This window comes from Leptospira paudalimensis, from assembly GCF_026151345.1.
Lineage (GTDB): Bacteria > Spirochaetota > Leptospiria > Leptospirales > Leptospiraceae > Leptospira_A > Leptospira_A paudalimensis.
On sequence record NZ_JAMQPR010000001.1, the window covers coordinates 1,140,411 to 1,152,654 of the forward strand.

Annotated in this window: 13 protein-coding genes; all 13 read right to left on the reverse strand. The window is 32.9% G+C overall.

Annotated elements, in window-relative coordinates:
* Positions 1 to 341: 341 nt before the first annotated feature.
* A complete protein-coding gene (locus ND855_RS05240; protein ID WP_265357483.1) occupies positions 342 to 1,112 on the reverse strand; it encodes a hypothetical protein in 771 nt (256 codons plus the stop codon).
* 559 nt (positions 1,113 to 1,671) lie between these two features.
* Positions 1,672 to 2,214 carry a hypothetical protein gene (locus tag ND855_RS05245; RefSeq protein WP_265357484.1) on the reverse strand — a complete coding sequence of 181 codons (543 nt, stop codon included), beginning with the start codon at positions 2,212 to 2,214 and terminating at the stop codon, positions 1,672 to 1,674.
* 156 nt (positions 2,215 to 2,370) lie between these two features.
* Positions 2,371 to 2,784 carry a hypothetical protein gene (locus ND855_RS05250; protein WP_238840215.1) on the reverse strand — a complete coding sequence of 138 codons (414 nt, stop codon included), beginning with the start codon at positions 2,782 to 2,784 and terminating at the stop codon, positions 2,371 to 2,373.
* A 305-nt stretch (positions 2,785 to 3,089) separates the two neighbouring features.
* The gene (locus tag ND855_RS05255; protein WP_265357485.1) at positions 3,090 to 3,596 is read right to left on the reverse strand and encodes a DUF3806 domain-containing protein; all 507 of its coding nucleotides are present in this window, start codon (positions 3,594 to 3,596) and stop codon (positions 3,090 to 3,092) included.
* A gap of 249 nt (positions 3,597 to 3,845) precedes the next feature.
* The gene (locus ND855_RS05260; protein ID WP_265357486.1) at positions 3,846 to 4,547 is read right to left on the reverse strand and encodes a hypothetical protein; all 702 of its coding nucleotides are present in this window, start codon (positions 4,545 to 4,547) and stop codon (positions 3,846 to 3,848) included.
* Between the two features lie 732 nt (positions 4,548 to 5,279).
* Positions 5,280 to 5,840 carry a hypothetical protein gene (locus ND855_RS05265; protein ID WP_265357487.1) on the reverse strand — a complete coding sequence of 187 codons (561 nt, stop codon included), beginning with the start codon at positions 5,838 to 5,840 and terminating at the stop codon, positions 5,280 to 5,282.
* Positions 5,841 to 6,030: 190 nt separating this feature from the next.
* Positions 6,031 to 6,903, reverse strand: coding sequence for a putative phage abortive infection protein (locus ND855_RS05270; protein WP_265357488.1), 873 nt, complete (start codon positions 6,901 to 6,903; stop codon positions 6,031 to 6,033).
* Between the two features lie 423 nt (positions 6,904 to 7,326).
* Positions 7,327 to 7,995, reverse strand: coding sequence for a YdcF family protein (locus ND855_RS05275; RefSeq protein ID WP_265357489.1), 669 nt, complete (start codon positions 7,993 to 7,995; stop codon positions 7,327 to 7,329).
* Positions 7,996 to 8,203: 208 nt separating this feature from the next.
* On the reverse strand, positions 8,204 to 8,620 hold the full coding sequence (locus ND855_RS05280) for a putative toxin-antitoxin system toxin component, PIN family (RefSeq protein WP_265357490.1): 417 nt from the start codon (positions 8,618 to 8,620) through the stop codon (positions 8,204 to 8,206).
* Positions 8,620 to 8,865: a CopG family ribbon-helix-helix protein gene (locus ND855_RS05285; RefSeq protein WP_265357491.1), complete on the reverse strand. Its 246-nt coding sequence runs from the start codon at positions 8,863 to 8,865 to the stop codon at positions 8,620 to 8,622. The genes ND855_RS05280 and ND855_RS05285 overlap by 1 nt, the downstream gene beginning before the upstream one ends.
* A gap of 276 nt (positions 8,866 to 9,141) precedes the next feature.
* Positions 9,142 to 10,065, reverse strand: a complete 924-nt coding sequence (locus ND855_RS05290) for a DUF2971 domain-containing protein (protein WP_265357492.1) — start codon at positions 10,063 to 10,065, stop codon at positions 9,142 to 9,144.
* Between the two features lie 201 nt (positions 10,066 to 10,266).
* Positions 10,267 to 10,761 carry a RipA family octameric membrane protein gene (locus tag ND855_RS18870; protein ID WP_456152067.1) on the reverse strand — a complete coding sequence of 165 codons (495 nt, stop codon included), beginning with the start codon at positions 10,759 to 10,761 and terminating at the stop codon, positions 10,267 to 10,269.
* A 26-nt stretch (positions 10,762 to 10,787) separates the two neighbouring features.
* Positions 10,788 to 11,270, reverse strand: coding sequence for a tetratricopeptide repeat protein (locus ND855_RS05295; protein ID WP_265357493.1), 483 nt, complete (start codon positions 11,268 to 11,270; stop codon positions 10,788 to 10,790).
* Positions 11,271 to 12,244: the final 974 nt, after the last annotated feature.

Genomic DNA, 12,244 nt, shown 5'->3' on the forward strand with positions numbered 1-12,244 from the left:
CTGTTATACGCCGTTTATTATTTAATATAAATGTTAATTACTTTTTTTGGTACAAATTATTTTGCTGCATTCTGAACTGCATGCTAATCTGGCATTTTGTCTATTTATATTTTTGTTGGATATTATTGCAATCGTACTATCAGAACAGTTTGACATGCAAATTTGTCTTTCCTTGCAATCCAAACTATTTGATTCATTAAGTGTTTCGTAATATGGATGAATTGGTTGCTCTTTTGAAAAATCGATCTGTTTTGGATTGGAATAGATATTCTGATTGAAATTAAGTGAAAATAGTAAAAACGTGGCTGCGTAAAGATAATGGTTTTTCATTTTAATATTTATTAGTTACCATCTGTAAGATTAATTATAGAAAAACCATTATTCATTCTTAAATAGATGTTTAAGTCGTTCATATCTTTTATATATGATTGATTTAATGCTAATTTGATAGCATCGATGAATGTGTAAATTTTTCTCGAGTAAGTGTAAAAATTATCAAACAAAATATATTTTGTGTATTTTCTGGATTCTGTGCTTTCGTAAGATTCGAATTGCTCTTTTGCTTTGTTTAATGACTCTTTTATAGTTTTTATGTAGCTCTCAGAAGTAGGATATTTTGGAAGTCCGCCAAATCCAACTTGAATTATTTTTTTACTTGATTGCGATTTTTCGATTTTAAAATACAAGCTTTCAAATTTACCATAATTTTTTCCTTCATTAGTAATTATTGATATTTCTTTTAACAAAGATTTATATCTTTTTCCTCTATTTGGAATTGACGTTGAATCTAGTATATTAATAAAGATATGCTCGTTTGAATGATTAATCAAATTTTCTAGGTCTATTTCAATTTTACTTAAAAGATCATTTTTAGTTGAAGAAGTAATCTTCATTTCTTCATTTGATTCAGTTATTCTTTTTATTTCAACTAATGCATTTAGTTCACTACAAAGAAAATCAGGAGTAGGATATGTAGTTTCTTTAATTTTTGATATAGAAACAGGAAAATCTTTACCAATAGTTTGGAGCAAGTGAAATATAAATGATATAATTATTTCGTTTTCATATAAATCTTCCGACCTATTTTCAAAAAATATTTTTTGATTTTTCATTAATTTTAATAAATGGCGTATAACGAATCAGCCTTAACGACGTTCCGTGTAGCTGAGCCTCTAGAGGAGGCGTTAGCGAAACACGGAATGTGCCTTTAGGCCGAGGGAGGGCCCCACAAAGCCTAGATTTCATCAGAAATCTGAGGCGAAGTGGAAAAGCGCCCGAGTGAGCGTTAAGGCGCTGTTAATTGCAGTTAGTTAGTATAGAATAAGATAAAAGTCGAAAGGGTTCTACAATCCAGCGCAAATTTCTCTTAAATCTTAAAAAGCAAAAATCTTGAACTGCATTTTAATGGAGTGGATAGCTTTAATTGTTCTCTTCCAAAGCGTAAATCGACAACACCCTCTTAAAAAAATTTGCGCGTTTTCTTCTGCAGATTAACTAATTGCAATTAACGAACTAGCCTAACCGACGTAGGCTGACCCTGAGTCCCGGAACGGGACGTTAGGGACTGGAACGACACTTGCGCAGGCAAGGGGAGTGCCAGAAGCCTATGTGTCGCAGACCGAGCGAGGCCGTAAGTGCCGAAGTGAAGCGGTTAGGCGATGTTACGCGCAGTCAATTTTTGATATTTTGAATAGGTGATATATTTCTATTTTTTCTGTAATTCATAATGACTATATCGAAATTATCTACTATATTAATTTTTATACTTCTGCTTTTATATGCTTTGACAATTTGACTTGAATTACTGGTTAGATAACCTAGTGCGATTAATGAAGGATTAAAATGATAGAATTTTATATAGTTATGCGGTAATTTCCCAGAACAGAAGCTGGGTTTTATTTCATGTACGATACCATAAAATTGAGCTAATAGCATTGGATATATTATGAGTTTTTTTACTTCTACAAAAGTAATAAGATTTTTGTTGCTTACACATTCTTTTTTGTCTATAACTTCTTGAATTCCTTTACGGTTTATGACTGCGACATCGACACAATAAATTCCTTCATCATGAGCACTTCTGACTGAAAGGTTCATATGGATTTCAATAATATAATCTCCTTTGCTCAACTGATATCTAGAAAAATTAATAGAGTATCCCTTGGTATTTGTTTTAATTTTAAAATTTTTAGTTTTAGTATTATGAATAACCATTGCCTCATAACCATTGCCTCATAACCATAGTTTTCATAATGTGCCTTAACTCCTAAGTAAGCAGAGAATTCTAATAATTTTGACTGTTGTGTTGCAATAGTTTTGAATTCTTTAAAGTTCGACCCAGCTAATCTTTCAATAAATTTTTCGGCAGAATCAAGGTTTATTTCTGCTTTGTTCATTAATTATTATTAATACTTCGTTATAAGGTAAATATATATACTCTTTTAGTCCAGATTCTTCCAATATACTTTCAATTTTAGTATAAATTTCGCTAATTTCTAAATAGTCTTTTGAATATTGTGAATAGTATTTAGAGCCTATTGAAAACGAATTTAAACCTTCCTTTTTAAGTAATTCCAGATTATTGTAAATTGACCAATAAGTAGAAGAAACGATAGCAAATGTTTTCTTAATAGCCGCGAACCTTAATAATTTTTCTTCAAGATTTTTATTATATTTTATGTGTGCATCTTTGAAAATATATTCGGTAGAAGTTTTTACTGATTGAACATAATTAGTAATTTGTTCTTTGAATTGATAAGGAAGTTTGTCTAAATAGTTTAGCATTGATTATTGATTGCGCGTAACGAACTAGCCTTACCGAAGTCCTCCGACCCTGAGTCCCAGCGGGACGTTAGGGACTGGCATGTAGCTTGCGTAAGCAAGGCGAATGCCAGGAGGAGGATTTGCCGCAGGCCGAGCGAGGGCTTGTCCCGAAGCGTAGCGGTAAGGTGCTGTTATGCGACGTCTGAAAATTTTCCATTTTAATTTAAATTCTATTTAATAATTGTTTCGATAAATTTACGAATTTAAAATTTTTACAGATTTATTCTTAAATGATTAAAGATAAAGGTTGTTTTTATTTATACTATTTAATAAGACTTATATTGCTTAAGATTTTCTTTCATATGGTCTTCAATTTGTGAAATTAAATGCTTTATATCAATTTTTTCGCCATCTTCAATTCTTTTTGAAATTAAAGTTAGAGTTCCTATGTAGTATAGTGTCCTATCTACAAAAATAACAGGATCTCTTCCGAATTTATCTTCAACAGCTAGCCATTTCATATTATGTTTCTGAACTAGAATGTCACCGATAATAACTCCGATTCCATAAGTGATATTAGGATCTGTTTTTTTGTTTAAATGATTTGTGGCTAACTGGAGGTCTTCTACTGAAATTGGAAATTTTATCTCCTTCTGTAATTCTTCTTTGCAGAATTTTAATGCGATGGCACGCAAATCATTCAATTGTTGAGTTTCCATATCATTTAATGGGAAAATTGATAAGTTTTTATCTTTATAAATAGGTTCAGAAGTCATGTCGTTTGTTTGAATAAGCAAAAATATAATTAAAAATTTAATCATTCTTTTTTTCATATTTAAATCCGTAAAATTATTTCAGATGTCGCATAACGAACTAGACTTACCGAAGTTCCCTGACCCTGAGTCCCGGAACGGGACGTTAGGGACTGGGTTGTAGCTTGCGAACGCAAGGCGAATGCCAGAAAGGGAATTTGTCGCAGGCCGAGCGAGGGCTCGTCCCGAAGCGAAGCGGTAAGTCGCTGTTATACGAAGTAAACCATTTGGAGAATCGATTTACTCTAAAGTAAAACCATATTTGAATTTTTATTTTGCAAAGTTGTTTATATTATCAAAATTGATTAGAGTATCGCGTGCAGTAAATCCAAAGACTCCTTGCATAATTAAGAAAACTGCATAAGGATATTGCTGCGGACCATGAAAAGCAGCATATGAAATACTTGGCCAGGTTAACAAGACAGTTCGCATAGTGTTTATTTGATCATTGTCACTGATTGAAAATTCAAAATTTATATCATTTTTATCAATTTGAAAATTGTTGCAGTGTGAACTATTGATAATACGATCAATTTCGTAAGAATAATTTTTTAATTGATAGCATCCTTCGGGAATGTTTTTTCTTTTTTCAAAATTATTATTAATACCAAAGTGTACTTGATGAAAACCTGAAATTGTTCGGTTAAAATAAGCATTGTCTAAAGATCTAATGCTTAAGAATCCTACATATCTTCCATATGGAACCGAAAAATTTATCCGATCAGATTTAAATGATTCACTAAAATAGAAGTTTGGTAAAAACTTATTATTATTTTTTTCAAAAGACTCAAGTTCTTGTATGTAAAATTCAATGGATATTCTTGAATCTTTTCTATTGTTAATTACTATAGAAAGGTTGGCAAAATTGGTTTCGAGTCCTTTTATAGGTTTTTCTTCTAATTTAATTGCTGTTCTTGATAGACAATTAAACGAAAGAAAACTTAAAATTATCAATGTTATTATGTTTTTCATTTTAGATATATTTTGGTTTATTTCGTATAACGAATCAGCCTTAACGACGTTCCGTGTAGCTGAGCCTCTGGAGGAGGCGTTAGCGTAACACGGAATGTGCCTTTAGGCCGAGCGAGGGTCCCACAAAGCCTAGATTTCATCAGAAATCTGAGGCGCAGTGGAAAAGAGCCCGAGTGAGCGTTAAGGCGCTGTTAATTGCAGTTAGTTAGTATAGAAAAAGAGTTTAGTCGAAAGGGTCCTACAATCCAGCGCAAATTTTCTCTTAAATCTTACAAAGCAAAAATCTTTAACTCTACTTTAATGGAGAGAAGAGCATTAATTGTTCTCTTCCAAAGCGTTAATCGACAACACCCTCTTAAAAAATTTGCGCGTTATCTTCTGTAGATCAACTAATTGCAATTAACGAAATAGGGGAGACGACGTTCCTCGTAGCTGAGCCTGCGGATGCAGGCGTTAGCGTCGGCGCGCTTCTTGCGATTGCAAGAAAGCGTGACGGAGAGGAATGTGGCGCAGCCCAAGCGAGGCCTTGTGCCGAAGCGAAGCGTTTCCCCGCTGTTATACGCCGTAAAAAATTGTTATGAAGAATCTTTATCCCATCATCTTTTAGAAGTTTATTTATGGAAGGTGAATTTTGAGTCAGAAAATAAATAATAGAAAATTTTCTTTAAAGTATGTGAACTATTAATCAAAAAATTTTGAAGAGGGCTATCTTTTTGTAAAGAATGTTTAGATTTATAATATTTCAACATCTTTGAATGGATTTTTTAAAATTTTGTCGATATCTTCAATTTTTTTATGTAGTTTTTCGGATGTTACAGTGAACACAACGACGTTATAAGCATAGTCGATTTTAAATATTTTTAAGTAATCAGTTTGTTTTTTGATAAGTTTTTTAGGGTTTTTAAATGAAGAATATCTGAATTTTGAGAGTTTCTCGATAAAATTTGAAGTTTTATCTTTAGAATAGCCAATCTTGTGAGCTATTTCATTTCTAATATTATTTAACTCCTTTATCAAAGGAATATAGTGTTTAATGAATGGGATATCTTCGGAAATCAGTTCCAGCAATTGAATTATTTTGCTAAAGCTAAGTTTCAATGTGTTTAGTTTTTCTAATTTGTTATCAATTGCACCGATTGCATAATAAGTAATTTGTTCAATATACAGATGGGTGGCTAAAAATTCAATCTCTTCCGATTTACCATAATCATGTTTAAGTAGTTTATCTATTTCTAAATTAAATGAATCAATTAAGGAATTTAGTTCTTCTTCGTTAAAAATATTTTTATTCATTTTTTTATGGCGTATAACGAACTAGGGGAGACGACGTTCCCTGACCCTGAGTCCCGTTAACGGGACGTTAGGGACTGGCACGGAGTTTGCGGATGCAAACGAGTGACAGAAAGGGAATGTGGCGTAGCCCAAGCGAGGCCGTAAGTGCCGAAGCGCAGCGTTTCCCCGCTGTTATGCGAAGGCGATTTTGTTACGCAGTTTTATAAAAATTTTGATGTTCTTTTTCTATTAGATCAATATTATCTACTTGATCAAAAAATTTAGTTTTTTCTAGAAATTTTCTTAACTCAAAGTTGGTTATTCCATAATAATAGAAAAGGCTTATTTCATCACGAGATAGAACTGATTTTATGTAGTTTATATAAATTTCTTTCGATAGGCTACGTTCAGTGAATTTTATGATTTGAGTAAGGAGATTATAATAATTTCCAAGATCTGATGATAATAATCCGAAATATGCGGAGAATACTGATCCATAGAAACCCCAACTATTATCAAAGATTATAAGTTCTTTAAATAGGTTGATCTGTTCGTTATTAAGACCGAATACTAGGTTTAGTTGATTTAAATTATTAGAAATTTTGAGTTGGTCTTTAATTTTAGGATTCACCACTTCTGAAAACATTATGAACCAGCTGAAAATATTCTCAAAATAACGATTTCCTCGATATTTACTTTCTTTATACTCACCAGAATTTAGCGAATTTATACTTTGATAGTAAGTTATAGATAATTCGATTTGATTTCTAATTGCATTGAAAGTATTTAGCAAGCTAAAGAAATGAGAGTCTTCATTTTGTTGTCTAAGGGAATTACTTGTTTCTCGTAATTCTTTTTTTTGAATTTCAATAGTTAAAAAAAGAAGTGTAATTGTGGTTACTAGCCAAGCCGTTCCTACAATACCTTGAAATATTGTGGCTATTTTATTTGAATTATCTAAATTAATATACTGAATATTGATTCTATAACCTGAAAGGTATATTTGAATTAAAAGAATTATTACTAAAACTATTCCAAGAAAGAAGGAGAAAATAGCTAAAAAATTTAGGATTTTATTTTTCATAAATATTAAATCGCTTTCGCATAACGAACTAGCCTTAACGACGTAGGCTGACCCTGAGTCCCTGAAGGGGACGTTAGGGACTGGCACGTAGTTTGCGAATGCAAACGAGTGACAGAAAGCCTATGTGTCGGAGACCGAGCGAGGCCTTGTGCCGAAGCGAAGCGTTAAGGTGCTGTTAAGCGCAGTTACTTATTTATTATAAACCACAACCGAAAGTAGCGGCAAAACCACAAATATAAGTACATTGCATATAAGCATTTTTACAGTAATCTGATTGTTTGCTACTATTAGAATTGCAATTGCTATAATATAGTATTTGCGAAGCTGAGCATGCTTTTTTTAGATTTTTTGAACTATTATTTTGTTCATCCAATAAAGAACAACTTGTAAAAATTAGAATAAGAATAGGAAAAATAGAAATCTTCATTTGATTAAATGTAAATTGTATCCCTGATTGATTAATGAATTATAAGCTAAGAATATATGATCTGAAATGTCTGTTTCTGATTGGAAACCAAATTTTGGATATTCAATAATTCTTTGTAGGTCGCCGACAATTTCATTTATAATCATAAAATGATTAATATGAGAATGCGGAGCATCAAAAATACTATAATTTGGTGAAGAAATGAAAAAGTTTCCATCATTCCATTGTTTATCTAATGCTAATTTTATTCTTAAAGTCATGGAAGGTTTTTGAATAGCTATGATATTACTAAATTTATGATTCAAAGATTTGAGAATTTCTTTGGAGAATTGAATGTTTTCACCAGTGTTGGTAGATTTATTTTCAATAATTATAGTATCGTTTGGAATATTTTCATTGAATGCAAGTTCTGCAAAGGATTCAGCTTCTGATTTAGGAAAAATATGTTTGGTGAAGAAATTTAATCCTCCTGAAAAAAGAATATGATTAGCAAAACCTTTTTTGTAGAGATCAACAGCATATTTTGCAACTCTCAAATCATGGCTACATAAAACAAAAATTAAATCAGATTTCTGTATAGTTTCTCGAATTGAAAGAAAATGCCATATTGAATTTGCTAATTTTAACTCTTCCTCTGTTATTTTTTTATGATTTTCAAGAAGCATTTAAAGTAATTGCGCTTAACGAACTAGTGTTACCGAAGTTCCCCGACCCTGAGTCCCGACGGGACGTTAGGGACTGGCATGCAGCTTGCGTAAGCAAGGCGAATGCCAGAAGGGGAATTTGGCGTAGCCCGAGCGAGGCCTTGTGCCGAAGCGTAGCGGTAACATGCTGTTATGCGACGTTGCGGGGAGCGACACGGATGTCGCACTCTTAGCTAAGTTCCTCTTTAATTCTTAAATATTCATCAGGCGTAATTATTTTTAAACCTTTGATTTTTTCAAGAGTAAGTAGGTCTTTATCACCAGTAATTATGAAATCCACATTTGCAGTAAAAGCAGATTCAAGAATGTGGAAATCATCTCTATCTCTTAAATTTAAATAATCTTTTAGTGGTTTATTTTTAATAATAGTTGTAACTCTTCTGATTTCTTCAATAGTAAACTGAATAAAATCATTGGGAAGTTTGAACTTAGGTTTCGCTAAAGTCTCTTCAATTTCGTCTAAAATTTCATTTGAAATATAACCAATAAAAGCTTCGTCAATTAAATCTTGTAAAACTAGCTTAGGTTTACCATTAAATAGAATCGCAGAAATGTAAATGTTTGTATCTAAGAGAATTTTGAACATTAAGAAGCTTTTCTATTTCTTCTAACAGCTTTAATTTCCCCGAAAATGTCAGTCTCTGTAAGATTTGATTTTTCAACGGATTTAGTGCCGAAATCGAAGATGGCTTGCCACTTAGATTTTTTCTCAATGTAAGCCCTTGCGGCTTCACGAATCAGTTCAGATCTGGATCTATGTTCTCTTTTTGCAATTTTATCGATTTCCTTTAAAAGGGCCTTTTCGAAAGAGATATTAACAGTCTGATTCATAATTTTCCAGAATATACAAAATTTGTATATTTGTCAAATCGATAATTTTCTAAGATTTCTACAAACGCCACACGGATGTGGCGATTCTTCCCCGCAATGTCGCATAACGAACTAGACTAACCGACGTAGGCTGACCCTGAGTCCCAACGGGACGTTAGGGACTGGCCACGACACTTGCGGATGCAAGGGGAGTGCCAGAAGCCTATGTGTCGCAGACCGAGCGAGGGCGTAAGTCCCGAAGCGAAGCGGTTAGTTGCTGTTATGCGAAGTCATAAATTATAGTCTAAATGGAATTTTTGACTGTGTGATTTTAATTGCATTTAGATTATATTCTTTATGATTTTGTAAGTAACTAACAATTGATCCAATTGCTAATTCTGGATAAGCATTCGGTCCAATTGTTATACCTGTTAAGGCAGGAATATCTGTATAGCTAATATTAAATGATGGATTAGGCATCAATGAATATTCGACATATGGAATTAGAGAATGTTTCCCTATTCTATGCTGGACATTGAATCTTGGGTTTTCTCCCTGATAACCTAAATTTATTATCAGTCTTACTTCTGCTTCTTCTTTAAAATGCGGATTCTTTATTATTGGAAGAAAGAGATTTAAGATAAATGATAAGTGATTCATAAATAGACCTATTTTTTTTGAATCGGATGATTTTATTGCTGTATAATAATTGAAGGAATTTTTGATTATTTCAATTATTAATTGATTTTGAACTAATTCATCATAGACTACTTTTAACATATATACATCTCCTCCTGAAAGAGCCCATAGTTTGCTCGATGAAAATTTTAGATTAAAAGCCCTATTTAATTCCCCATATCCTCTCCATTGTCCGAGAGAGTCAGGGTTTTCAGAAAAACTTATTGTGTATATAGGTGGAAAGTGATTATTAATTTCAAGATATGTCAGAATTGATTCGCTAAAATACTTGAATCGTTTATGCTTTATTTTTAAGTTTTGTTTTTGTAAGGTTTCTTTGAACTTGTTTATAGAATATATATATTCACTAGTATCATTCAGAAAGTATGCATTAGTAGCCCATATTTTTTTAGTTCCAATAATACCGTATAAACCTGATAAGTTTGTATAATGAACAATTTCCTTTTCAATATCGTATAAATATTTACTGAATGTTTTCGAAATTAAATCTAAAAGTTTGTCAAAAAATATATAATGATTCATTTTTTATGATTTCGCATAACGAAATAGACTTACCGAAGTCCTCCGACCCTGAGTCCCAACGGGACGTTAGGGACTGGCATGTAGCTTGCGTAAGCAAGGCGAATGCCAGGAGGAGGATTTGCCGCAGGCCGAGCGAGGCCGAAAGTGCCGAAGCGAAGCGGTAAGTCGCTGTTATACGCTGTAAACAATTCCCTCGAAGTTTTAAGGTAGGTTGGTCCTCATACAATATTCGCAAAAATTTGGAAAGAGGTATGTGAACAATGAAATAACTGAAAAAATGACCCAAAGTGAAATGAATAGAAGAGGAAGCAATGATTCTTTCTGTCCGCTAGCATTATATTTAGGTAAATATATTTCATCATCATGATTTCTATATAAACGGATTTTACCCAATTTCTTTTCGATTTTTTTTGCTCTTTCAAATCGAATTTTAATAAAATCCTTTGTTCTTAAGCAACTTGATCTCCAGATCAAACAAATTAGAATGTTAAATATGATCTGAAATATTAGTAATGAGAATAGAGAAAGATCGATATTGATTTTCCCTTTTAAGAGAATTACTGAAAACCCAGTAAGGAATAAAGATTCAATCGCTAAGAAGAAATTATTTTTAATCCAATATTGTTTATCCCAATGTATTATCTGGTTTGAGATAATTTTATATTCTTCTATTAGAACTTCGTGTTTGTTTTTCATTTTTTCAATTATATTAGAGAAAATTTCTATTCTTGCTTGTTTATTTCTATTTGAATTGCTTTAGCTTTAGCACATCCAAGATCATTTCCACCGGTGCAGGATTTTTTATAATATTCTTGTGCCTTGTTTAAATCTTTAGGAATCATTGTGCCATAGTAGAAAATGTTACCTAATTTTCCGCAATTGTTAGAATCACCTTTATTACAAATTTTAGCTAAATAATCGGTATACTTATATAGATCAGTTTCCGGTCCTAAGCCATCCTTTGCCATTTGAGAAAGTCCAAAACATGCATCTTCAATATTTGAATTACAAGCTAATGTGAAATATTTTTGTGCATTTATTAGATCTTTTTCTCCATCAATTCCATATAGGTACATATGTCCAAGATTATAACAGCTAATCATATTTCGCTTTAAACACTCACTATTGTAAATTTCCCTAGACTTCATAGAGTCAGCATAAATGTGAACTGTGACTAATATTAGTAATAGAAAATATTTTTTCATAATCGAAATGTCCTTTTATTCGTTGGAATTTGTTTATAATTAAAAAATAAAATCAAGTCTTTTCTGAATTCTTAATTTTTGAAAGTCAAAGTTGTTTTGTTTATAGCGTATAACGAACTAGCCTTAACGACGTTCCGTGTAGCTGAGCCTCTTAGGAGGCGTTAGCGTAACACGGAATGTGCCTTTAGGCCGAGCGAGGGCCCCACAAAGCCTAGATTTCATCAGAAATCTGAGGCGCAGTGGAAAAGAGCCCGAGTGAGCGTTAAGGCGCTGTTAATTGCAGTTAGTTAGTATAGAATAAGATAAAAGTCGAAAGGGTCCTACAATCCAGCGCAAATTTCTCTTAAATCTTAAAAAGCAAAAATCTTTAACTGCACTTTAATGGAGAGGAAATCTTTAATTGTTCTCTTCCAAAGCGTTAATCGACAAGACCTTCTTAAAAAATTTGCTCGTTTTCTTCTGAAGATCAACTAATTGCAATTAACGAATCAGCCTTAACGACGTTCCGTGTAGCTGAGCCTCCTAGGAGGCGTTAGTGTAACACGGAATGTGCCTTTAGGCCGAGGGAGGGCCCCACAAAGCTTTGATTTCATGAGAAATCAAAGGCGCAGTGGAAAAGTGCCCGAGTGAGCGTTAAGGCGCTGTTAATTGCAGTTAGTTAGTATAGAAAAAGAGTTTAGTCGAAAGGGTCCTACAATCCAGCGCAAATTTCTCATAAATCTTAAAAAGCAAAAATCTTTAACTGCACTTTAATGGAGAGGACAGTTTTAATTGTTCTCTTCCAAAGCGTTAATCGACAACACCCTCTTAAAAAAATTTGCGCGTTTTCTTCTGTAGATCAACTAATTGCAATTAACGAACTAGACTAACCGACGTAGGCTGGCCCTGAGTCCCGCACGGGACGTTAGGGATTGGCACGACGCTTGCGCAAGCAAGAGGAGTGACAAAAGCCTATGTGTCGCAGATCGAACGAG

Bases quoted from the DNA above. Each gene is read 5' to 3' on its own strand.
- ND855_RS05260 (WP_265357486.1), bottom strand. From the start codon at position 4,547: ATGAAAAACATAATAACATTGATAATTTTAAGTTTTCTTTCGTTTAAT.
- ND855_RS18870 (WP_456152067.1), bottom strand. From the start codon at position 10,761: ATGAAAAACAAACACGAAGTTCTAATAGAAGAATATAAAATTATCTCA.
- ND855_RS05245 (WP_265357484.1), bottom strand. From the start codon at position 2,214: ATGGTTATTCATAATACTAAAACTAAAAATTTTAAAATTAAAACAAAT.
- ND855_RS05270 (WP_265357488.1), bottom strand. From the start codon at position 6,903: ATGAAAAATAAAATCCTAAATTTTTTAGCTATTTTCTCCTTCTTTCTT.
- ND855_RS05280 (WP_265357490.1), bottom strand. From the start codon at position 8,620: ATGTTCAAAATTCTCTTAGATACAAACATTTACATTTCTGCGATTCTA.
- ND855_RS05265 (WP_265357487.1), bottom strand. From the start codon at position 5,840: ATGAATAAAAATATTTTTAACGAAGAAGAACTAAATTCCTTAATTGAT.
- ND855_RS05275 (WP_265357489.1), bottom strand. From the start codon at position 7,995: ATGCTTCTTGAAAATCATAAAAAAATAACAGAGGAAGAGTTAAAATTA.
- ND855_RS05255 (WP_265357485.1), bottom strand. From the start codon at position 3,596: ATGAAAAAAAGAATGATTAAATTTTTAATTATATTTTTGCTTATTCAA.
- ND855_RS05250 (WP_238840215.1), bottom strand. From the start codon at position 2,784: ATGCTAAACTATTTAGACAAACTTCCTTATCAATTCAAAGAACAAATT.
- ND855_RS05290 (WP_265357492.1), bottom strand. From the start codon at position 10,065: ATGAATCATTATATATTTTTTGACAAACTTTTAGATTTAATTTCGAAA.
- ND855_RS05240 (WP_265357483.1), bottom strand. From the start codon at position 1,112: ATGAAAAATCAAAAAATATTTTTTGAAAATAGGTCGGAAGATTTATAT.
- ND855_RS05295 (WP_265357493.1), bottom strand. From the start codon at position 11,270: ATGAAAAAATATTTTCTATTACTAATATTAGTCACAGTTCACATTTAT.
- ND855_RS05285 (WP_265357491.1), bottom strand. From the start codon at position 8,865: ATGAATCAGACTGTTAATATCTCTTTCGAAAAGGCCCTTTTAAAGGAA.